Raw genomic sequence first — 18,332 nt, 5'->3', positions numbered from 1 at the left:
TTGGACACTCACCGCGCTCAACCAACTCGCGCCCCGCCCCGTGCCGCGCCGCGCCGCGCCGACGCCTAGGCTCGACACCATGCGCAGCGACTGGATCACGCACCGACGCCCCGACGGCGAGGTGCTCGGGTGGATGGAGCCCGACGGCGACGGCTTCGTCGTCATCGACCTGCTCGGCCGGCGCTCGTCCGAGGCGGTCGACTGGCTGACCGCCGAAGAGACGCTCGACGAGCGAGGGATCGGCTACCTCGCCGACATGTACGAGCTGCGCCTCGCCGACGGTTCGTGGCTGCGGGTGCGCATCGCCGAGGTCTCGACCTCCGGCATCCGGGTCAAGAAGGACGACTGGGGCGCCGTCGGCGCACCCCAGCTGTTCTATGACGTCGCGTTCCCGGTCGACGAAGAGCAACTGCGGCCGCTGGGTTAGCGCTGTCACCCCCGTCGAGTGTCCAGAACACGCCGCAACGGCCCCACCCATAACGGCGTGTTTTGGACACTCGACGATGGGCTTGCGAGCGCTGGGCGAGCTCACCAGGAGCTCACCAGGAGCTCTTGCGGTAGTCCTTCAGGAAGATGCCGAAGAGGTCTTCGCCGGCCTCACCGCGCACGATCGGGTCGTACACGCGGGCGGCGCCGTCGACGAGGTCGAGCGGGGCGTGGAAGCCCTCTTCGGCCAGGCGGACCTTGGTGAAGTGCGGGCGCTCGTCGGTGATCCAGCCCGTGTCGACGGCGGTCATCAAGATGCCGTCCGACTCGAACATCTCGCGGGCGCTCGTGCGCGTGAGCATGTTCAGCGCGGCCTTCGCCATGTTGGTGTGCGGGTGGCCCGGACCCTTGTATCCGCGGCCGAACACGCCCTCCATCGCCGAGACGTTGACGATGTACTTCCGCCGCGCGGTCGACGCCGCCATCGCGGGGCGCAGGCGGCTCACCAGCAGGAACGGCGCGGTCATGTTGGCCAGCTGCACCTCGAGCATCTCGAGGGGCTCGACCTGGTCGACGTGCTGCGTCCAGCTGTTGATGCGATCCTCGTCGGGCACGAGCCCGCCCGCGTCGATCGCGGTGCCCGCCGCCAGGCGCTCGAGCGACGACGAACCCGCCGCCATCGCCTCGGCGGTCAGCTCCTCTGCCGTGCGCGCGGCCGACGCGAGGATCGGGTGGGCCGACACCGACTGCGCAAGCGCGAGCGGGTGGGCGTCGTTCGTGTGGCCGAAGGTGACCAGCTCGGGCAGCGGTCCGTCCGGAAGCGGTGCGAGTTCGGCATCCACCAGCGGTTTGTACGCCCCCGGCGAGCGCCGCACGGTTTGAGCTGCGTTGTTGATGAGGATGTCGAGCGGACCATCGGATGCCACCGACTCGGCGAGTCCGATCACCTGGGCAGGGTCGCGCAGGTCGATGCCCACGACCTTGAGCCGGTGCAGCCAGTCCGCGCTGTCGGGGAGCGACGAGAAACGGCGCACGGCGTCGCGCGGGAAGCGGGTCGTGATCGTCGTGTGGGCGCCGTCGCGCAGCAGCCGCAGCGCGATGTACATGCCGATCTTCGCGCGGCCGCCGGTGAGCAGCGCACGTTTGCCGGTGAGGTCGGTGCGAGCGTCGCGCTTGGCGTGACTCATCGCCGCGCAGTCGGGGCAGAGCTGGTGGTAGAACGCGTCGACGAGGGTGTAGTCCTCTTTGCAGATGTAGCAGGCGCGGGCTTTGATCAGCTCTCCGGCGAACGGCGTGGTCGTGCGGGTCGCGAGCGGGATCCCGCGCGTCTCGTCGTCGATGCGGTCGGCGGCACCGGTCGCCGTGGCGGCCACGACCGCGCGGTCGGCGTCGGCGATGCGCTGGCGCTTCTCGCGGCGCGACTGCCGCTTCACGTCCTTGTAGAGCTTGCCGGTCTGACGGCGCAACGCGATATACGCGGGGTCTTCACGATCGAGCGATGACGCCGCGTCGATGACGCGCAACGCGATCTCGAGCTCGGTCGGATCGATGGATGCCACGCGCTCGACGTCCGGCTCGGCACCGGCGTCCGTGGCATCCGGATCCGCACCGGTCACCGGCGCGGCGGCATCCGGCGCGGTGACGCGATCGGCGTCACGATCGGGGCTGGGGGGTGTTTCGGGCACAGGGAAGTGTACCGAGGGCTCGCTGGACGCGGGATGGGTCTCCGCCCCGGGATTCGCTCGATCACCGCATTGCGGGCGCGAGCCCTGCTCTCAGGGCTTGCGGCGAGGGCGGCCTACTGCTTGCCGCCGTCGAGCCAGCGCGTGTGCGCCTTCAGCGCGTGCAGCACGGCCAAGCGCACGACGAAGTACGTCACCAGGCCGATGACCGCGAGCGCGACCAGCCAGCCGAGCAGAAGGATGAGCAGGTGGGCGCCTCCGACAGCTGAGAACATCCGGCGAGCCTAGTCGCGGGGCTGCCGAGACTCCAGGGCCCACCTTTCCACCGACGCGCGTCGGCGGAAGGCCGCCACCGCCAGCGCAACGGCTCCGACGAGGACGGCGATCGCCCCGATGATGCCGCCCGCGACGAGTCCCGACGAGTCCTGACCGCTCGCGGCGAGGACGCCGGACGCGGGCGTGGGGGTCGCCGTCGGAACCGGGGCGGGCTCCGCGGTCGGGGTCGTCGTCGGGCTCGCCGTCGGCGTCCGCGTCGGCGTCGGCAGCGGCTCGTCGATCGCCGCGCGCATCACGGCCGCCCACTTCCACGGCGCCTCCGTCCCGCCGGGGAGCGAGTTGAAGTACTCCCATCCCGCGATTCCGCCGAAGGTGGGGGTCGTGGTCTTGATCTCCTGGATCGACGCCGTCAGCTCGTCGAGCGGAACCCATCCGTCCCCGCAGTTGTCGGGGTTCGTGAGGGCGGCGATCACGATCTTCGACGCCGGGATCCCGGCGCCCTTCGTGCTCTGGTAGTCGACGATCTCGCCGTAGTCCGCCGCGGTGGGATCGCCCCACCCGCAATAGAACTGCGTGTTGAACCAGTCGATCGAGTCCCCCGAGCTGCGGTACAGGTCGTCGTAGTCGAATCCCGAGAGGTTGTCCTCCCCCACCAGCGCCGCGGTCACGGGCGACAGCGTGATGAGGAACGACGGGCCGAAGTCGGCGCTCAGGTCGGCGATCACCTTCTCGACCACCGAGATGTCGGTGTCGGTCTCGACGTCGAGATCGATGCCGTCGAGCGCGTGCGCCTCGACGAAGTCCCGGAGCCGCGCGTACTGCACGTCGTAGTCGTCGGTCAGGCTCTGCCAGGTGGCGTTCTGCGCGCCGCCGATCATCCCGACGACGGCGACCCCCGACCGCTGGATCTCGGCCAGTTCGCTCCACATCGTGTCGAAGGAGGGGTCGTCCGGCAGCAGATCGTTGAGCCGCAGTTCGTCGGCGTTCATGTGCACCGCGGCGAGGTTGACGACGTCGACGCCGGTGTTCTCGGTCACGAGGGGCAGCGGCGAGATGTACGCGCCCGTCGATCCGTCGACGAACTGCTTCTGGTAGTAGACGACGACCCGCCCGCTGTCGCGCACGACGGTTCCGGATGCCGTCGACCCGGCCGGCCCGGTCGCTGATGCCGCGCCGACTCCACCGAACGCGAGGGCCAGCGCGACGACAGCGCCTCCCACGATCACCCGAGTACCGTGCGTCTTCGTTGCGCGCTGCGTCATGTCCGCCCCCTGTCCTCGTCACAGGATGCCGTCACAGCGGCATCCGGGTCCAGTCGACGCCCGGGACGAAAGCCCTGCGCGTCAGCGATTCGCGACGAGGGGGGCCGAGCGCACCGAGGAAGGCCGGGCCGCGGACCGCGACCGGTCGTAGCGCAGCAGCCACCGCTGCGCCGGGATCTCGATGAGCTTGTGCATCGCCCAGGCGAGGGCGAGCGCGATCCCGAAAGCGGCGAGCGCGAGCGGCACGGCCTGACGCCACGGCAACTGCGGGTGTCCGTCGGGCCACGCCGACGACACCGACGCGATGACGAGCAGGTGCACGAGGTAGAACGCGAACGACACGCGTCCGAGCTCCTGCCAGAGGGGCCGCGCGAGGAAGGTCGAGTTCGCCCGGGCGTCGGCGTTCGCGAGCGAGGCGACGAGCAGAGCGTAGAACCCCACGGTCGCGGCAAGGCCCGGGTGGATGTCGGTGCCGGGAAGGGTCGGCGCCTCGGACAGCGCGTAGCCCGCGACCGCGAGCGGCACGGCGACGATCAGCCGAACCGGCTGCCAGGTGCTCTTCTTCATCAGCAGCGCGAGGCTCACGCCGATCACGAACTCGGGCATCCGCAGCAGCGGTGTCGACGCGGCCGACATCGGGAGGGGCGACATCGACGCGATCTGCGGCGCGAGAGCGGCGACGACGAGGGATGCCACGACCACGACGCCGAGAGCCCGGTTCGACGCGCGAGCGAGCGGGCGGATGAGGAAGGGGAAGGTGAGGTAGAAGAACGCCTCGCACACGAGCGACCAACTCGCGGGGTTGCCCGCCTGCCACCAGTCGGGCACCCAGCCGTTGACGAGGAAGGCGTTCGCGACCACGGGCGCGGTGCCGTCGGTGCGGATCTCGGGGACGAGGGTGGCCGCGGCGACCAGCGCGAGCCCGACCCCGACGAGGTGCAGCGGATAGATCCGCGCGATGCGGTGCCACCAGAACGACCGCGCGGTCTGCTGCGGCTTGTATCCCCACGCCAGCACGAAGCCCGAGAGGATGAAGAACAGGGTCACGCCGGTCTTCCCGGCCTCGAAGAGGGTCCCCCAGATCACGCCGGGCGTGCCCCCGAAATATTCGACCGCCATGAGGTGGTGGCCGAAGATGAGCATCGCCGTGGCCCAGCGCAGTCCCGTGAGGGAGGGCAGGTTGCGGACCTTATCGAGGGGGCCGGGGCTCTTCGCCGTCGGAGCGGCGACGGGGGCAGTGAGCGTGCTGATCGTGATCGCCTCCCGTGTCGTGACCGAGCGCGATCCCGCACCCGTCGACGACACCGCCTATGGAGTCGACCTGAGCACGTGAAGTCGCGCAGACCGGGTGAGACGGTACACGGCGGTCTTGAAGAGATCCCTGGGAGGGGTGGGGGCTTGACGTCCGACCATCGGCACCTTTCCGCTCCCTTGACGGTTACCGAGTAACCCCCTACGCTGTGGTTACTCAGTAACCCTGGAGGTTCGATGTCCGTCAAGTTCGCTCTGCTCGCGCTGCTCTCGCGGCAGCCCTCGACCACGTACCAGCTGCGGAAGGACTTCGACGAGACGACGAGCAATTCCTGGCCGTTGAACATCGGCCAGGTGTCATCGACCCTCCAGCGGCTGCAGCGTGACGGCCTGGTCGTGCGCGACGAGCACGATGACGACGACGCCCGCCCCTGGCATCTCACCGACCAGGGGCATCGCGAGCTCGAGGCCTGGTGGGCCGACCCCGTCTCCCCGGCCCAGCGCGGGCGCGACGAGCTCGTCATCAAGTTCGCCCTCGCGGTGGCCCTCGGCGACCTCGACGTGCACGACCTCGTGCAGAAGCAGCGCAGCGCCACCCACCGCACGCTCCACGACCTCACGCGCCTGCGCCGCGGGCTCGACGCCGACGACATCGCGGGACGTCTCGTGCTCGACAACCACGTCTTCCTGACCGAGGCCGAGCTGCGCTGGCTCGACGATGTCGAAGAGACCGCCGCGCGGCGGCGTACTCCGGATGCCACGCACCACGCCCCGCGGACCACCCCGGCCGCACCGCGCGAGCGGAGCGCGCGATGACCGCCGTCCTCGAACTGCGCGGTGCGACCCGGGTTCACGGTCAGGGAGCCCGCGAGGTCACCGCCCTGCGCCACGCCGACCTGATCGTCCGCCCGCGCGAGTTCGTCGCCGTCATGGGGCCATCCGGATCGGGCAAGTCGACACTGCTCCACCTCGCCGGAGGACTCGACCGGCCGACGTCGGGGCAGGTGCTCCTCGAAGGCACCGACATCGGCGGTCTCGACGCGACGAAGCTCGCGCTCCTCCGCCGCCGGAGCGTCGGCTACGTCTTCCAGGATTTCAACCTCCTCCCCTCTCTGACAGCCGCCGAGAACGTCGCGTTCCCCCTCGAGCTCGACGGCCACTCCGCACGCCGCGCGCGCCGAGCGGCGCTCGACGTCCTCGCCGACACCGGGCTGATCGATGTCGCTGACCGCCGCCCCGACGAGCTGTCGGGTGGACAGGCCCAACGCGTGGCGATCGCGCGCGCCCTCGTCGGGGCACGCCGACTCGTGCTCGCCGACGAACCGACCGGCGCCCTGGACTCGGCCACCGGCACCGCCGTCCTGGAGGTGCTGCGCGACCGCGCCGATCGCGGGGCGGCGGTGCTCATGGTCACGCACGAACCGCGTTTCGCCGCGTGGGCCGACCGCACGATCTTCCTGCGCGACGGACGCATCGTCGACCAGACGGGGCCGAGCGATCCCGACGCGCTGCTCGCCGAGGCATCCGGGGTCGTCTGATGCGCGGAGTCCTCTCGTGGCGACCGACTCTTCGGCTCGCTCTCCGCGACACGCGCGCACACGGGCTTCGCACGGTGCTGTCGTGCCTGCTCATCGCGCTGCCGGTCGCCGCGCTCGTGGCGTGGGCAGCCGTCCAGCAGGCCCCGACGCCGTCGCGCGACCAGGCCCTCGCGAGCATCCCGTCGGGCGCGCAGGCCGTTCTCACCGCGACCACGCTCCCGCGCGAGGCGCCGCCGTTCCCCCAGCTCCCCGAGGGAGCCCCCGGCCCCTGGAACGGCGACCTCCAGACCGCACCCCCGACGGCCGACGAACTCGCGCGCGCTCTTCCCCCGGGCGACCGCCTCATCCCGTTCTGGAGTTCGCTCGACCTCATCGCGACGACGGGGCTGGATCTCGCTCCCGGAGTCGAAAGCACTGCCGGAGCCGATGTGGCGTCGGCCGACATCGACGTCTCGACGCTGTCGACCGGGCGCCTGATCGAAGCGGATGCCGAGGGGCTCGGCATCCTGATCCCGGCCCTCGCCGAGGGGCGGATGCCCACCGACGACACCGAAGCGGTCGTCTCGCGAGCCTTCGCCGATCGCCTGGGCCTCACCGTCGGCGACGACGTGTCTCTCGTGGCCCCGCCATGGTCGGGGTGGTACGGGAGCACGGGGGAGGGGCGCCTCGGCGAGGTCGTCCAGAACGTGCAGCGCGGCTACCGCGTGAGCGGCATCGCACCCGGCGCCGCGCAGACGGCGTGGGCTCCCGCGGGCTGGATGTCGCGCCTCATCGCCGCCGACCCCGTCGGGATCGACGGGCGCTGGCTCGTGGTGGGCGAGGCGCCGGTCACGTGGGAGAACGCGAAAGAGCTGAACGCCCTGCAGACGTTCGCCGTCTCGCGCGACGTGCTCGAGAACTACCCGCCCGCCAGCGCGCTCTACCCCGTCGAGACGGATGCCAAGGCGCTCATGGAGCGCGCGGCGGTGACGGTGCTCGTCGCTTTCGTGGGGGCACTGCTCGTCCTCGGCCTCGTGACCCCCGCGTTCGCGGTGGCGGCCGACGAGTCGCGCCGGATGCTCGGCCTCGCCGCCGTCGCCGGGGCCACCCCGCGCGATCTGCGACGCACGATCCTCTTGCAGGGTGGCCTCGTCGGCGCCGCTGGCGGCCTCGTGGGCGTCGGCCTCGGCATCGCGGGTGGCGCGCTCCTCATCGCGGCGGTCTACCCCGACGCGAACATGTGGACCCGGTTCCCGGGGTGGGCGCCATTCGCGGGCGTCGCCATCGCCGTGGTGATCGGCCTTGTCGCCACTCTGGGTCCCGCTCGCCGCGCCGCACGCCTTCAACCGGTCGACGTGGTCCGAGACCGTGCCGCCGCGCCCACCGCACCGCGCCGCGCCCGCGTCATCGCGCGAGCAGTGCTTCCCGTGCTGCTCGCGGTGCTCGCCGTGGTCGCGGGGTGCGGAGCGTTCGCGCGGGCCGGAGCGTTCCGTGACGACCTCGCTCAGCTTCCCGTCGAGTACCGCGCGCCCGGCCAGGTCGACCCCTCGTCGGCCCTGCTGGTCGCCGCGACCGTCGTCCTGGGCGCGAGCGCTCTCGTCCTCGGCATCCGGGCGCTCCTCTCCGTCGCGGGTCGCACCGCGGGGCGCGCTCCCCTCGCGCTCCGACTGGCCGTGCGCGACGGTCTCGATCACCCGACACGTGTGGTCCCCGCGGCCGCGGGCGTGCTGGTCGCGGTGCTCGCGGCATCCGCTCTGCTCGTCGTGACCGGGTCGGGAACGCAGAACAACCGCGACTCCACGGGACAAATGGTCGGCGCCGGGCACGTCGTGCTGGGCACGTTCGTGCCCGTCTCGCCCGCGTTCGACCGACTGGTGTTCGCCGACGCCACCCGCGCGCTGGCCGAAGAGCTCCCCGTGACCGGCACGCTCCCGATCGAGACCACTGCGGTCGGCGGCTCGCAGCACATCGAAGCGCTCCCCGCGCCTGGGAAGACCTGCCCGGCCGGCCTCGCCCCGGACGCGCCCGCGGTGCTCGACCCCGGCGAGGCCGTGACCTGCCGCGACGCGGTCGACGGCTACTCGCAGAGCATGAGCCTCGCGTGGATGGGCGGCACGAACACCTACGTCCTGTCGCCGGGCGCGGTCCGCGCGTCGGGGATCGCCGGGGCAGACGCCGCCGCCGACGTGCTGGAGGCGGGCGGGGCGATCGTCAACGATGCGACGAAGCTCAGCGGTGAGGGGGAGGTACGGCTCGCGGTCGGGGCCGACATGTTCCCCGGCGAAGAGGGTGCCTCATCGATCACGCCCGTTCCCGGCGCCTTCCTGCGTGGGTTCGCTCCGCCGCTCACGGTCTCGCCCGAGACGGCCCGCGCGCTCGGGATCACCCAGTTCGACTTCGTGGGCGAGTACGTGCTGACCTCGCGACCGCTCACCGCGGGCGAGCTGGACCGCGCTCGCCAGATCGTCACCGCCCACACCTCGCTCGTCACGATCGCCATTCCGCAGAACGTGGACCCGTGGGGCGATGCCGCGGGCCTCGCACCGGTCCTGGCCCTGGCCGCCCTCGCCGTCGTCGCGACCACGGTGTCGCTGCTGCTTGCGCGCACCCAGGCCCGGCGCGATGCGACCACGATGTACGCGGTCGGCGCGACCCCGCGGTTCCTGCGTCGGGTCGCGCTCGCGCAGGGGTCGCTGATCCTCCTCCTCGGGGTGCCGCTCGGGCTCGGCGCGGGACTCGCGATGGGCTCGTACGTGGTGGCGTGGTCGCGGTTCGCCGGGAGTCCCGGGTCGTGGCTGCAGACGATCCCGCTGTGGGACCTCCAGGGCCTGCTCGCGGTCGGGGTGGTCGGAGCGTCGCTCGTCGGGGTGTTGCTCGTGGCGCGCCCGCCGCGACGCGCGGTCCGGCGGGTGGACTGAGCGAGGCTTTCCGAGCGTGGATGCCATGCGTCCAACGGCGCGTGGGGCGGGGCCGACGCCTCCGGAACGCAACGACGTGTGCGCGTGGCGGGTGGGGGCCGAAGCCCCCTTCTCGGGCTGATCACGCGCACCCGCGTGTCGAGCGGAGGAGATTCCGGGAGCGGAGGATCGAGCCCGCGGCATCCGTCCTCCCGTCGCCACATCTCCTCCCCTCGCCACCCCTCGCCCCTCAGGGCCACCCACCCCTCTCCGCCGCCGCCCGCGCCGTCGCGCGCAGGAACTCCTGCACGAGCGCGTCGGGATCGGACGCCGTCCGCACCCGCTCGGCCGGCAGCAGGAACTCTCCGAGCCCTTCGCTGAAGAACGCCTCCGACGGCACGACCGCCGACGCGAACCCCGCCGGAACGGGGTACCCGTACGAGGAGAACGCCCCCTCGTCACCGCCGCCGGGCCAGAAGCCCGCACTGCTCAGCTCGTCGGAGTAGCTCTCGCGCATCACCTCGTCGGGGCAGTGCGGCACGCCTCCCGGGTGCACCGGGGCCGGACGGCCCGAGAACCGCGTGACCGCGAGGTCGAGCGCTCCCCAGAAGAAGTGGACCGGGCTGCATTTGCCTCGGAATCCGGCGCGAAACGCCTCGAGCTGCCGCTGCGCGTAGACCAGCTGCCGCCAGAACGCGTGCGCGTGCTCGGGCTCGTACGTCGCGTGCACGGTGTCAGTGGCGAACGGCAGCGCCACCTCGACCTCGTTGGGCCATGCGTGGATCTCGGCGCGCACCCCCAGCTCGCCGAGCGCTCCGAGAATGGCGGCGTAGAAGTCCGCGACCGAGAGCCCCGCGAGGGGCAGCGCGATCTCGCGTCCGTCACTGCACCGGATGCCGAGCCGGTGCGCGATCAGATCGAACTCGATGTCGAGCAGGCCGCCGCGGGCATCGAAGGCCCCGGTGCTCAGTCCGCGCGCCGAGACACGCAGCGTCGCGTGCCAGTAGTGGTTGACCGGAGGCGACGAGACCATGCGGATCTTGCCCACGATCTGCAGCCACATGTGCAGCGTGTCCCGGGTGGCCTGCCAATCGGCCACCGCGAGGCGCGGGAACGGCTCGGTCATTCGTCTCCTCGGCGAGCGGCGAGCTGCTCCTCCCAATCCGCGGGGAGCCGCTCCTCCGGCCCCGGGACCGTCTGGTCGACGGGGTGGGTCGTCGGCGGGGCGAGCGGGGGGCCGTGCACGACCGCCGAGGTCTCGTAGTCCCACCACCACACCTCCCCCGGCTCGAAGCTCTGGATGTACCGGTGCCCCGTCGCGTGGAAGTGGGCCGTCGCGTGCCGGTTCAACGACGAGTCGCAGCAGCCGACGTGTCCGCACGCGGCGCACCGGCGCAGGTGCACCCACCAGCTTCCGCTCGCGTCGCACTCCTGGCATCCGGTCCCGCTCGGGGGGACGCCCCGGTCGATCTGCTCGGCCGTGGTCATCAGGCGAGCTCGGCGACGGCGTCCGTGATGACCTTCGCGACCTCGGCGGGGTGGCTCTGCATCACGAGGTGGGGCGCGTCGAGCTCGATGACAGACCGCAGGCCGGCGCGCTGGTAGCCGAAGCGCTCGACGTCGGGGTTGATCGTGTGATCGGCGCGCGAGACGATGCCCCAGGCGGGCTTCGTCTTCCACGCCGCGACCGGCGCGTTCTCGCCGAACGCGAGCGCGGCGAGCGGCCGCTGCGACACCGCGAGCACCTCGGCCCGTTCGAGCGGCACACCGTGCGCGAAGACGTCGGGGAAGGCCGCGACCTCGACCGACACGTCGGTGCCGGGCTCGCCGCCCTCGACCGGGAACGGCGTGTAGACGAGGTGCTGCGCGAGGTCGGAGTCGGGGAAGCCGCCCTGCAACTGCCCGAGGCTCTCACCCTCTTCGAGCGCGTAGCCCGAGACGTAGACGAGACCCACGACGTTCTCGGCGACGCCCGCCACGGTGATCACGGCCCCGCCGTACGAGTGCCCGGCGAGGAGCACCGGTCCCTCGATCTGCTCGACGACCGAGCGGATGTACGCCGCATCGCCGATCAGGCTGCGGTTCGGCACAGCGGGAACCCGCACGGTGTACCCCTGGTCGAGCAGCGTGCGGGTCACGGGGGCCCAGCTCGCGGCATCCGCGAAGGCTCCATGGACGAGGACGATCGTGGGTTGTTCGGACATCGGATGCCACTCCTCTCGTCGCGGCCGAGTCGCCGCGAGTGGGTGCCCACGCTAGGCAGCGCGGCACCGGGGCGGCAGGGGCATTCGTCGAGAATCGCGCTCGACAGATGTCGAAAGCGGGTCCCCGTCGGGACGGGATCGGTGACAGGCTGGAGGGAGGGTCGAGACGGGGAGCAGCGGATGACGGGACAACGACGTCGAGTCGGGATTCTGCTGTTCGACGGGGTCAAGGCGCTCGATTTCGTGGGGCCGGCCGAAGTGTTCTCCGAGACGAACCTGACGACGGATGCCTACGAGCTCCGGTTCTACTCGCCCACCGGCGCCGATGTCACGGCGTTCATGGGCCTGCGGATCGGCGTCGACGGCGCCGCGTCCGAGAGCGGGCCGCTCGACACGGTGATCATCCCGGGGAGCGAACGCGCACCGGGCGTGTTCGACAACCCCGACCTGCAGCGGGCGATCACCGACCTCGCGCGCCAGGCGCGACGCATCGCGTCGATCTGCAGCGGCGCGTTCGGTCTCGCCGCCACGGGCCTCCTCGACGGTCACCCCGCGACGACGCACTGGAAATTCGCCGACGCGCTGGCCAGCCGCTACCCCCGGGTCGCGGTCGACTCGGAGCGCATCTTCACCAAGCAGGGCAACATCTACACCTCGGCGGGGGTGGCCGCGGGTATCGACCTCGCGCTCTCACTGGTCGAAGACGACCTCGGCGCCGAGGTCGCGCGCAGCGTCGCCCAGCACCTTCTCGTGTACATGCGCCGCTCCGGCGGGCAGTCGCAGTTCTCCGCGGCGCTGAAGATGCCGGCCCCGCGCACGAGCATCGCCCGCGCGGTCGCCGACTACGTCTCCGACGATCCGACCCGGCCGACGAGCGTCACCGAGCTCGCGGCGCACGTGAACGTCAGTCCGCGGCACCTCACCCGCGTCATCCGCGACGAGCTGGGCGTCACTCCGGCCGCCTACATCGCGTCGCTGCGGTTGGAGCTCGCGGTCAACCTGCTCGAGTCGGGGGTCTCGATCGCACAGTCGGCCGCCGCGGCGGGCTTCGGCTCGCCCGCGGCCCTGCGCCGCGCTTTCCTCGCGCGCTACCGCGTGACGCCGTCGGGGTATCAGCAGCGGTTCCGCTCGACGGTCGCGCCGCAGGCCGAGGAGCTGTCGGCGTAGATCGGCCACAGCGGGCGTCCGCGTCGGGCGGAGCGGGGACGAGCGGAGGATCAGGGGCGAGGGGAGGATCAGGCGCGGACTGTCGCCCTTCCTCCGTCCCTGACCCTCCGCTCGTCACGCGCTCCGCCCATCACGCGCTCAGGCCGGCACGCGGTCCGACGCTCACGCCCTCCGCTCGTCACGCGCCGGCCCTCACGCCGCTCGTCACGCGCCCCGGCCCTCACGCGCTCGGCTCGACGCGCGGCTCCCGCCCGTACGCCCTCCGCACCAGGTCGCGCAGAGCCTCCACTCCAGGAGTGTTCGGTTCGGCGAAGAACTGGGTCATCGTGCAGCCTCGGGATGCAGGGATCGCCAACGTCTCGCTGCGCAGCCCCACCCACCCGTGGGACTCGATGTACACGAGCGGCCACGAGCTCGTGTGCGGTCGCACCTCGCACCGCTGCCACAGCTCGACGAAGCGCGGATCGGTGGCGCTGAGCGTGTCGACGATGTGCCGCAACCGGGGACTGCGCGGGTCCGCGTGATACCGCAGCGACGCGACGAGGTTGCTCGCAGTTCGGCGCCAGTGCGACTCCGAGTGCGGGTCGGGATAGTGCTCGAACACCGACAGCACGAGGTTGAGTCCCGGGCGCAGACCCCCGGGCGCGAGCAGACGGCCCGCTTCGTTGACCCCGATGACGTCGAGGGTGCCGTTCGACAGGTACGCCGGCGTCTCGGGGTGCAGGTCGAGCAACTCCCGGATGCCCGCGGGGACCTCGTCGCTGACGGCCGGCGCCTCGTGCCCCGCCGACAGGTTCGCGACGCGGTGCAGGTGCTCGTCGCCGTACACGTCGAGGAGGAGCGCGCGGCTGAGGGCGCTGAGCACCTCTGCCGAGGGGCGGTGGCCCCGCCCCTGCTCGATGCGCAGGTAGTAGTCGGCGCTGATCCCGGCGAGCTCGGCCACCTCGGTGCGACGCAGGCCCCGGACGCGGCGGCGCGACGAGTCCGACAGCCCGACCTGCGCGGGCGTGAGCGACTCGCGTCGGTCGCGCAGGAACTCGGCCAGCGGGCCACTCGAGGTCGTCACGCGCATCCTCCGCCGAGTAATGGAACGGTCGCTCCAATTCTCCGCGCGGCGCCGTCCGACCGTGCGACGCAAACGGACACGATTGCGCGAGAACCGGACGTGCCCGTTGAAGAGGGCGGGGGTGCAACGGGTACCGTGGCCGCGTGGGTCGACCCCGGCGATACGACGAAGATCAGCTCCTGGATGCCGCGCAGGAGCTGTTCTGGTCGCGCGGGTACGACCGCACCTCGATGGAAGACGTGGCCGTGGCATCCGGAGTCGGCACCAGCAGCCTGTACGCGGCCTACGCGAGCAAGCTCGGGCTGTTCCTCTGCGTCTTCCGCCGGTACTGCGAGGGGCGCGTGACGTTCGTGGCCGAGGCGACCTCCGCGCCCAGCACCGACCTGGCGGTGGTCGCCGGGCAGTTCCTCCAGCGCGTCGTCGATGAGTGCGGCTCGTCCGCGGATCGACGCGGATGCCTCATGCTCAACACGATCGTCGAGCTCGGCGATCGCTTCCCCGAGGTGCTCGACATCTCCACGGCGACGACCGCGCGAATGGAGCGCGTGCTCGCGGAGACGTTCCTCCGCACCGCGGCGGAGCACGATCTGATCCTGGATGCCGACGAGGCCGCCGCCCATGCCGAGCGCACGGTCCTCGCATCCCAGGGGCTCGTCCAGCTGAGTCGCCTCCGCGTCCCGCACGAGCGTCTCGCGGCTCTCGCCGCGCACTCGGCCCGCGCCTCGGTGTGGCAGGGCGCCTGACCCGTCCGTCATTTGTCGAAGCTGGGTGTCGGACCCCGCGAGTAGGGTCGGGGCCAGGGAGGCGTCATGGCCGAATTCAGCAGGGGTTTCGGGGCCCGCCGACGCGCCTCCGACCCGCAGCTCCCCCCGGGGCAGTACCTCACCGACGACTTCCCCGTGCTGTCCGCGGGCCCGACCCCTCGCATCCGACTCGACGACTGGCAGTTCGCGATCCGCACCGAGACGGGCGCGACGACGACCTGGACGTGGGATGAGATCCACGAGCTGCCGATCGAGGACGTGCACACCGACATCCACTGCGTGACCCGGTGGTCGAAGTTCGGCACCTCGTGGCGCGGGGTCTCGGTCGACACGCTGCTGGCCGACATCGACAGCGCCGCGCCCTCGGTGATGGCGCACTCGTACGGCGGCTACACGACGAACGTGCCCGTGAAAGACCTGATGGGCGGCAAGGCGTGGGTCGTCTTCGAGTTCGACGGCAAGCCCCTCGCCCCCGAGCACGGCGGGCCCGCGCGCCTGCTCGTCCCGCACCTCTACTTCTGGAAGAGCGCGAAGTGGGTCCGCGGCCTCGTCCTGCAACCGCGCGACGACCCCGGCTTCTGGGAGCAGAACGGCTACAACATGCACGGCGATCCGTGGCGCGAAGAGCGGTACTGGTGACGGCGACGCCCTGGCTGCCCGCCCACGTCGAGTCGGTGACCCGCCTCACCGCCCACGCCCGCTCGCTCGTGCTCGACGTCCCGGGCTGGACCGGGAGCCTGCCCGGTCAGCACCTCGACATCCGCCTCACCGCCGAAGACGGCTACCAGGCCGAGCGCTCGTACTCGATCGCGAGCTTCGGTCCCGGCGAGCGCGTCGAGCTCGCGGTCGACGAGGTCGACGGCGGCGAGGTCTCGCCCTACCTCGTCGAGGAGGTGCGCCCGGGCGACTTCCTCGAGGTGAAGGGCCCGCTGGGCCAGTACTTCGTCTGGCGCGAGAGCGACCCCTCGCCCGTGCAGCTGATCGCCGGCGGCTCGGGCATCGTCCCGCTCCTCTCGATCGCCCGGGCGCGCGCGGCCGCGGGCACCGCCCAGCCCTTCCGGTTGCTGTACTCGGTGCGTTCGGCACCGGATGCCATGTACGCCGACGAGATCGACCGACTCGGGGCCCTCGGCATCCCGACCGAATGGATCCACACGCGTCTCGCCCCGCCCGGATCGCCGCGCGCCGCGGGCCGCGTCTCGATGGCCGAGCTCGAGCGCCTGACGATCCCGCCCGCGGAGCGGCCCCTCATCTTCATCTGCGGACCGACCGCGTTCGTCGAGGCCACGGCCGATGCGGTCGTCGCCGTCGGCCATCCGCCGCTGCGCGTGCGGACGGAGCGTTTCGGCGGGGCGTAGGCAGGATCGGGCCTTGCGATCGCGCCGTGACGAGCGGAGGGCGAGGGACGCAGGGAGGACGGATGCCGCAGAACAGCCCTCCGCTCACCCCTCGCCCTCCGCTCACCCCGCGCTGCGTCGCGACGGCGAGCCCGTCACGCCCGCAACAGCCCCTCCTCGCGCAGCGGGATCACCGGCGCCTCGACCGCTTCCTCCTCCCACAGCCGCAAGAGCTTGAGCGCGAGGTGCAGCGTGGTCCGCTGCAGGCCGTCCGCGAGAGCCGCGCGCACCGATTCAGGCAGGTGGTCGAGCCGGTAGTACAGCGTCGTGCGGTGGATGTGCAGCCTCTCGCAGGCCACGGGCACACGGCCGGCGGCATCCAGGTACGCCTCCACCGTCTCGCGCGGCGTCGGATCGTCGAGGGCCAGCAGGTCGAAGGCGGCCGGGCAGGCCTGGTGCAGCAGGGGACGCGAGCGCGGCACCGTGTGCATGAGCGCCCACCCACCGAGGTCTTCGGCGCGCACCGACACGACCTGGTCGGGCAGGGTCGCGCGCAGCCGCGCGGAGGCGATCGCCCGCGCGACGGCGGCGTCGATGTCGGTCTCGTCGGCGCCGCACGTCGCCATTCCGAGACCCCGGGGCACGACCCCGTGCACGGCGGCCTCTCGGGAGACGGCATCCGTCAGCTCGTCGATGTCGCGCACGGGCGCGGCGAGGAAGACGGCGGATTCTTCACGGATGCCGACGAAGTGCACCGCTCCGTGCAGGGTCAGCGCGAGGTGCCGACCGAATGCCGTGACCGCGAGCTCGCGGGCGGGATCGAGCCGGATCACGAGCACATCGAGATCGTCGGCGCGGCCATCGATCCACCGCCGGGCGCGCACCTCGCCGAGGGCGTCACGCCGCCTTCGGCGATCGGCATCCATCAGTCCGGTGAGCACCGTGTCTCGCGACGCGGCCAGGCCCGCCCCGAGGTCGAGCAGGTACGCCGCCGCGTCGATCACCGCCCATTCGAACGGGCCGAGCTCGCTCTGCACGGCGCCGACGATGCGCAGGTAGGCCGCTCCCCGGCCGAACGGCACGTCGACGCACACGGCCTCGCGGTCGGCGACCGCCGGGTACGTCGTCTCGCGCAGGCGTACCCGGCGGCCGAGCATGGTCGAGAGCTGGTCCACGATCTGCGGCGGATGCATCCCGACTCCTCGCGTGCGTTCCGGTGGGGGTCCTCACACGCTACGTCGGCGAGGCCCGCGGCAGCGTGGCCCTCTCGCACACACGGTACCGCTCCCACGACGCGCGAGAGGCGCACCCCGATCCCCCGGAATGCGCCTCTCGTCAGGGGTTCACGACTGGATGAACGCCAGGATGTCGGGGTTGATCACATCGGCGTGCGTGGTGAGCATGCCGTGCGGGTAGCCCTCGTAGATCTTCAGCGTCGAGTTGGCGAGCATCTCGTGCTGGCGGAGCGCCGCAGCCTTGTACGGCACGACCTGGTCGTCGTCGCCCTGCAGCACCAGCACGGGCACGGTGATGGCTCGGAGGTCGGCTTCCTGGTCGGTCTCGGAGAACGCCTTGATGCCCTCGTAGTGCGCGACCGCGCTGCCCGTCATGCCCTGGCGCCACCAGTTGTCGATGACCGGCTGCGAGGGGGTGACGCCCTCGCGGTTGAATCCGTAGAAAGGACCGGATGCCACGGCCTCGAAGAACTCGGCACGGTTGGCCGCGAGGGCCTCACGGAACCCGTCGAACACCGACAGCGGGGTGCCCTCGGGGTTGTCGTCGCGCTGCAGCATGAGCGGCGGCACGGCCGCGACCAGGACGGCCTTGGCGACACGGCCCTGGGGCTCGCCGTGCTTCGCGACGTAGCGGGCGACCTGGCCGCCGCCGGTGGAGTGGCCGATGTGCACGGCGTTGCGCAGGTCGAGGTGCTCGACCACGGCGCTGACGTCGCTGGCGTAGTGGTCCATGTCGTGGCCCGTGCCGATCTGCGACGAGCGTCCGTGACCGCGCCGGTCGCTCGCGATCACGCGGTAGCCCTTGCCGAGGAAGTAGAGCATCTGCGCATCCCAGTCGTCGGACGACAGGGGCCAGCCGTGGTGGAACACGATCGGCTGCGCCTCGGGGTTGCCCCAGTCCTTGTAGTAGATCTCCGCGCCGTCTTCGGTGGTCACGAATGCCATGACGTTGCCCTCTTCCTTGTCTCGACGAGTGCGCCACGAATGTGGCTCGACCACTCAACTCCGCGGCTCCCGCGCGAGCATCAGACGTTCGTCGAGAACCGCCGGCGCCCGGCGAGCGGAGGAGATCCCGAGACGGGAGGACGAGGGCCGCGGCATCCTTCCTCCCCTCCCGGAATCCCCTCCGCGGCCGGTCCTGCGTGATCCACGGAGGACGAGGGACGCACGGAGGACGACCCCGAGGCACCGGTCCTCCCTTGGTCCGTCGCCCTCCCCCGGTCACGCGCCAGGTCCCGGAGCCCCACC

18 protein-coding genes are annotated in these 18,332 nt (G+C 71.7%); 8 read left to right on the top strand and 10 right to left on the bottom strand.

Features of this window, described 5'->3' with window-relative positions; genetic code table 11:
* Positions 1 to 427, top strand: a 427-nt coding sequence (locus tag P2P98_RS15395) for a hypothetical protein (protein ID WP_345799730.1), incomplete at its 5' end; no start/stop codon positions are given.
* Positions 428 to 539: 112 nt separating this feature from the next.
* Here the strand turns inward: P2P98_RS15395 and P2P98_RS15390 are convergent.
* The 4 genes from P2P98_RS15390 to P2P98_RS15375 form a co-directional block, all read right to left on the bottom strand.
* Entirely contained in the window at positions 540 to 1,985 is a 1,446-nt protein-coding gene (locus tag P2P98_RS15390) for an SDR family oxidoreductase (RefSeq protein ID WP_275801028.1), read from the bottom strand.
* A 239-nt stretch (positions 1,986 to 2,224) separates the two neighbouring features.
* On the bottom strand, positions 2,225 to 2,383 hold the full coding sequence (locus P2P98_RS15385) for a hypothetical protein (RefSeq protein WP_275801026.1): 159 nt from the start codon (positions 2,381 to 2,383) through the stop codon (positions 2,225 to 2,227).
* A 9-nt stretch (positions 2,384 to 2,392) separates the two neighbouring features.
* Positions 2,393 to 3,646 carry a glycosyl hydrolase family 18 protein gene (locus P2P98_RS15380; RefSeq protein WP_275801024.1) on the bottom strand — a complete coding sequence of 418 codons (1,254 nt, stop codon included), beginning with the start codon at positions 3,644 to 3,646 and terminating at the stop codon, positions 2,393 to 2,395.
* 81 nt (positions 3,647 to 3,727) lie between these two features.
* Positions 3,728 to 4,951, bottom strand: coding sequence for an acyltransferase (locus P2P98_RS15375; protein WP_275801023.1), 1,224 nt, complete (start codon positions 4,949 to 4,951; stop codon positions 3,728 to 3,730).
* A 183-nt stretch (positions 4,952 to 5,134) separates the two neighbouring features.
* Here P2P98_RS15375 and P2P98_RS15370 point away from each other — a divergent pair, with 183 nt between their 5' ends.
* The 3 genes from P2P98_RS15370 to P2P98_RS15360 are packed head-to-tail and all read left to right on the top strand — an operon-like array spanning position 5,135 to position 9,332.
* Positions 5,135 to 5,713 (top strand): PadR family transcriptional regulator, encoded by a 579-nt coding sequence (locus P2P98_RS15370; protein WP_275801022.1) that lies wholly within the window; start codon positions 5,135 to 5,137, stop codon positions 5,711 to 5,713.
* Entirely contained in the window at positions 5,710 to 6,435 is a 726-nt protein-coding gene (locus tag P2P98_RS15365) for an ABC transporter ATP-binding protein (protein ID WP_275801020.1), read from the top strand. Before P2P98_RS15370 ends, P2P98_RS15365 begins: the two co-directional genes overlap by 4 nt.
* The gene (locus P2P98_RS15360) at positions 6,435 to 9,332 is read left to right on the top strand and encodes an ABC transporter permease (RefSeq protein ID WP_275801019.1); all 2,898 of its coding nucleotides are present in this window, start codon (positions 6,435 to 6,437) and stop codon (positions 9,330 to 9,332) included. The genes P2P98_RS15365 and P2P98_RS15360 overlap by 1 nt, the downstream gene beginning before the upstream one ends.
* A 229-nt stretch (positions 9,333 to 9,561) precedes the next feature.
* Here the strand turns inward: P2P98_RS15360 and P2P98_RS15355 are convergent, their stop codons facing one another.
* Genes P2P98_RS15355 through P2P98_RS15345 form a run of 3 tightly spaced genes read right to left on the bottom strand, consistent with a single transcriptional unit; the run spans position 9,562 to position 11,515 of the window.
* Positions 9,562 to 10,437 (bottom strand): DUF5996 family protein, encoded by an 876-nt coding sequence (locus tag P2P98_RS15355; protein WP_275801017.1) that lies wholly within the window; start codon positions 10,435 to 10,437, stop codon positions 9,562 to 9,564.
* A complete protein-coding gene (locus P2P98_RS15350; protein WP_275801016.1) occupies positions 10,434 to 10,799 on the bottom strand; it encodes a UBP-type zinc finger domain-containing protein in 366 nt (121 codons plus the stop codon). Before P2P98_RS15350 ends, P2P98_RS15355 begins: the two co-directional genes overlap by 4 nt.
* Positions 10,799 to 11,515, bottom strand: coding sequence for an alpha/beta hydrolase (locus P2P98_RS15345; protein ID WP_275801015.1), 717 nt, complete (start codon positions 11,513 to 11,515; stop codon positions 10,799 to 10,801). Before P2P98_RS15345 ends, P2P98_RS15350 begins: the two co-directional genes overlap by 1 nt.
* 180 nt (positions 11,516 to 11,695) lie before the next feature.
* Between P2P98_RS15345 and P2P98_RS15340 the strand changes: the two genes are divergently transcribed.
* Positions 11,696 to 12,682 (top strand): DJ-1/PfpI family protein, encoded by a 987-nt coding sequence (locus P2P98_RS15340; RefSeq protein ID WP_275801014.1) that lies wholly within the window; start codon positions 11,696 to 11,698, stop codon positions 12,680 to 12,682.
* Positions 12,683 to 12,902: 220 nt separating this feature from the next.
* On the opposite strand, the gene P2P98_RS15335 is transcribed toward P2P98_RS15340, so the two are convergent.
* The gene (locus P2P98_RS15335) at positions 12,903 to 13,748 is read right to left on the bottom strand and encodes a helix-turn-helix transcriptional regulator (protein ID WP_275801013.1); all 846 of its coding nucleotides are present in this window, start codon (positions 13,746 to 13,748) and stop codon (positions 12,903 to 12,905) included.
* A gap of 143 nt (positions 13,749 to 13,891) precedes the next feature.
* Here P2P98_RS15335 and P2P98_RS15330 point away from each other — a divergent pair, with 143 nt between their 5' ends.
* From P2P98_RS15330 to P2P98_RS15320, 3 genes are all read left to right on the top strand, one after another.
* Positions 13,892 to 14,491, top strand: coding sequence for a TetR/AcrR family transcriptional regulator (locus P2P98_RS15330; RefSeq protein ID WP_275801011.1), 600 nt, complete (start codon positions 13,892 to 13,894; stop codon positions 14,489 to 14,491).
* Positions 14,492 to 14,557: 66 nt separating this feature from the next.
* A complete protein-coding gene (locus P2P98_RS15325) occupies positions 14,558 to 15,151 on the top strand; it encodes a molybdopterin-dependent oxidoreductase (RefSeq protein ID WP_275801010.1) in 594 nt (197 codons plus the stop codon).
* Complete coding sequence (locus tag P2P98_RS15320) at positions 15,148 to 15,870, top strand: FAD-binding oxidoreductase (RefSeq protein ID WP_275801009.1); 723 nt, start codon at positions 15,148 to 15,150, stop codon at positions 15,868 to 15,870. Before P2P98_RS15325 ends, P2P98_RS15320 begins: the two co-directional genes overlap by 4 nt.
* Positions 15,871 to 16,004: 134 nt before the next feature.
* On the opposite strand, the gene P2P98_RS15315 is transcribed toward P2P98_RS15320, so the two are convergent.
* Together P2P98_RS15315 and P2P98_RS15310 are read right to left on the bottom strand one after the other, a co-directional pair.
* The gene (locus P2P98_RS15315) at positions 16,005 to 17,042 is read right to left on the bottom strand and encodes a helix-turn-helix domain-containing protein (RefSeq protein ID WP_275801008.1); all 1,038 of its coding nucleotides are present in this window, start codon (positions 17,040 to 17,042) and stop codon (positions 16,005 to 16,007) included.
* 150 nt (positions 17,043 to 17,192) lie between these two features.
* Positions 17,193 to 18,029 (bottom strand): alpha/beta hydrolase, encoded by an 837-nt coding sequence (locus P2P98_RS15310; RefSeq protein WP_275801007.1) that lies wholly within the window; start codon positions 18,027 to 18,029, stop codon positions 17,193 to 17,195.
* Between the last annotated feature and the right edge of the window lie 303 nt (positions 18,030 to 18,332).

Source organism: Microbacterium sp. Kw_RZR3, assembly GCF_029222405.1.
In the GTDB taxonomy this organism is placed as follows: Bacteria; Actinomycetota; Actinomycetes; order Actinomycetales; family Microbacteriaceae; genus Microbacterium.
This window is presented reverse-complemented; position numbering and strand designations above follow the sequence as displayed.

Coding starts and splice junctions, on each gene's coding strand:
- P2P98_RS15385 (WP_275801026.1), bottom strand. CDS start 2,383: ATGTTCTCAGCTGTCGGAGGCGCCCACCTGCTCATCCTTCTGCTCGGC.
- P2P98_RS15380 (WP_275801024.1), bottom strand. CDS start 3,646: ATGACGCAGCGCGCAACGAAGACGCACGGTACTCGGGTGATCGTGGGA.
- P2P98_RS15370 (WP_275801022.1), top strand. CDS start 5,135: ATGTCCGTCAAGTTCGCTCTGCTCGCGCTGCTCTCGCGGCAGCCCTCG.
- P2P98_RS15365 (WP_275801020.1), top strand. CDS start 5,710: ATGACCGCCGTCCTCGAACTGCGCGGTGCGACCCGGGTTCACGGTCAG.
- P2P98_RS15360 (WP_275801019.1), top strand. CDS start 6,435: ATGCGCGGAGTCCTCTCGTGGCGACCGACTCTTCGGCTCGCTCTCCGC.
- P2P98_RS15355 (WP_275801017.1), bottom strand. CDS start 10,437: ATGACCGAGCCGTTCCCGCGCCTCGCGGTGGCCGATTGGCAGGCCACC.
- P2P98_RS15350 (WP_275801016.1), bottom strand. CDS start 10,799: ATGACCACGGCCGAGCAGATCGACCGGGGCGTCCCCCCGAGCGGGACC.
- P2P98_RS15345 (WP_275801015.1), bottom strand. CDS start 11,515: ATGTCCGAACAACCCACGATCGTCCTCGTCCATGGAGCCTTCGCGGAT.
- P2P98_RS15340 (WP_275801014.1), top strand. CDS start 11,696: ATGACGGGACAACGACGTCGAGTCGGGATTCTGCTGTTCGACGGGGTC.
- P2P98_RS15325 (WP_275801010.1), top strand. CDS start 14,558: ATGGCCGAATTCAGCAGGGGTTTCGGGGCCCGCCGACGCGCCTCCGAC.
- P2P98_RS15315 (WP_275801008.1), bottom strand. CDS start 17,042: ATGCATCCGCCGCAGATCGTGGACCAGCTCTCGACCATGCTCGGCCGC.
- P2P98_RS15310 (WP_275801007.1), bottom strand. CDS start 18,029: ATGGCATTCGTGACCACCGAAGACGGCGCGGAGATCTACTACAAGGAC.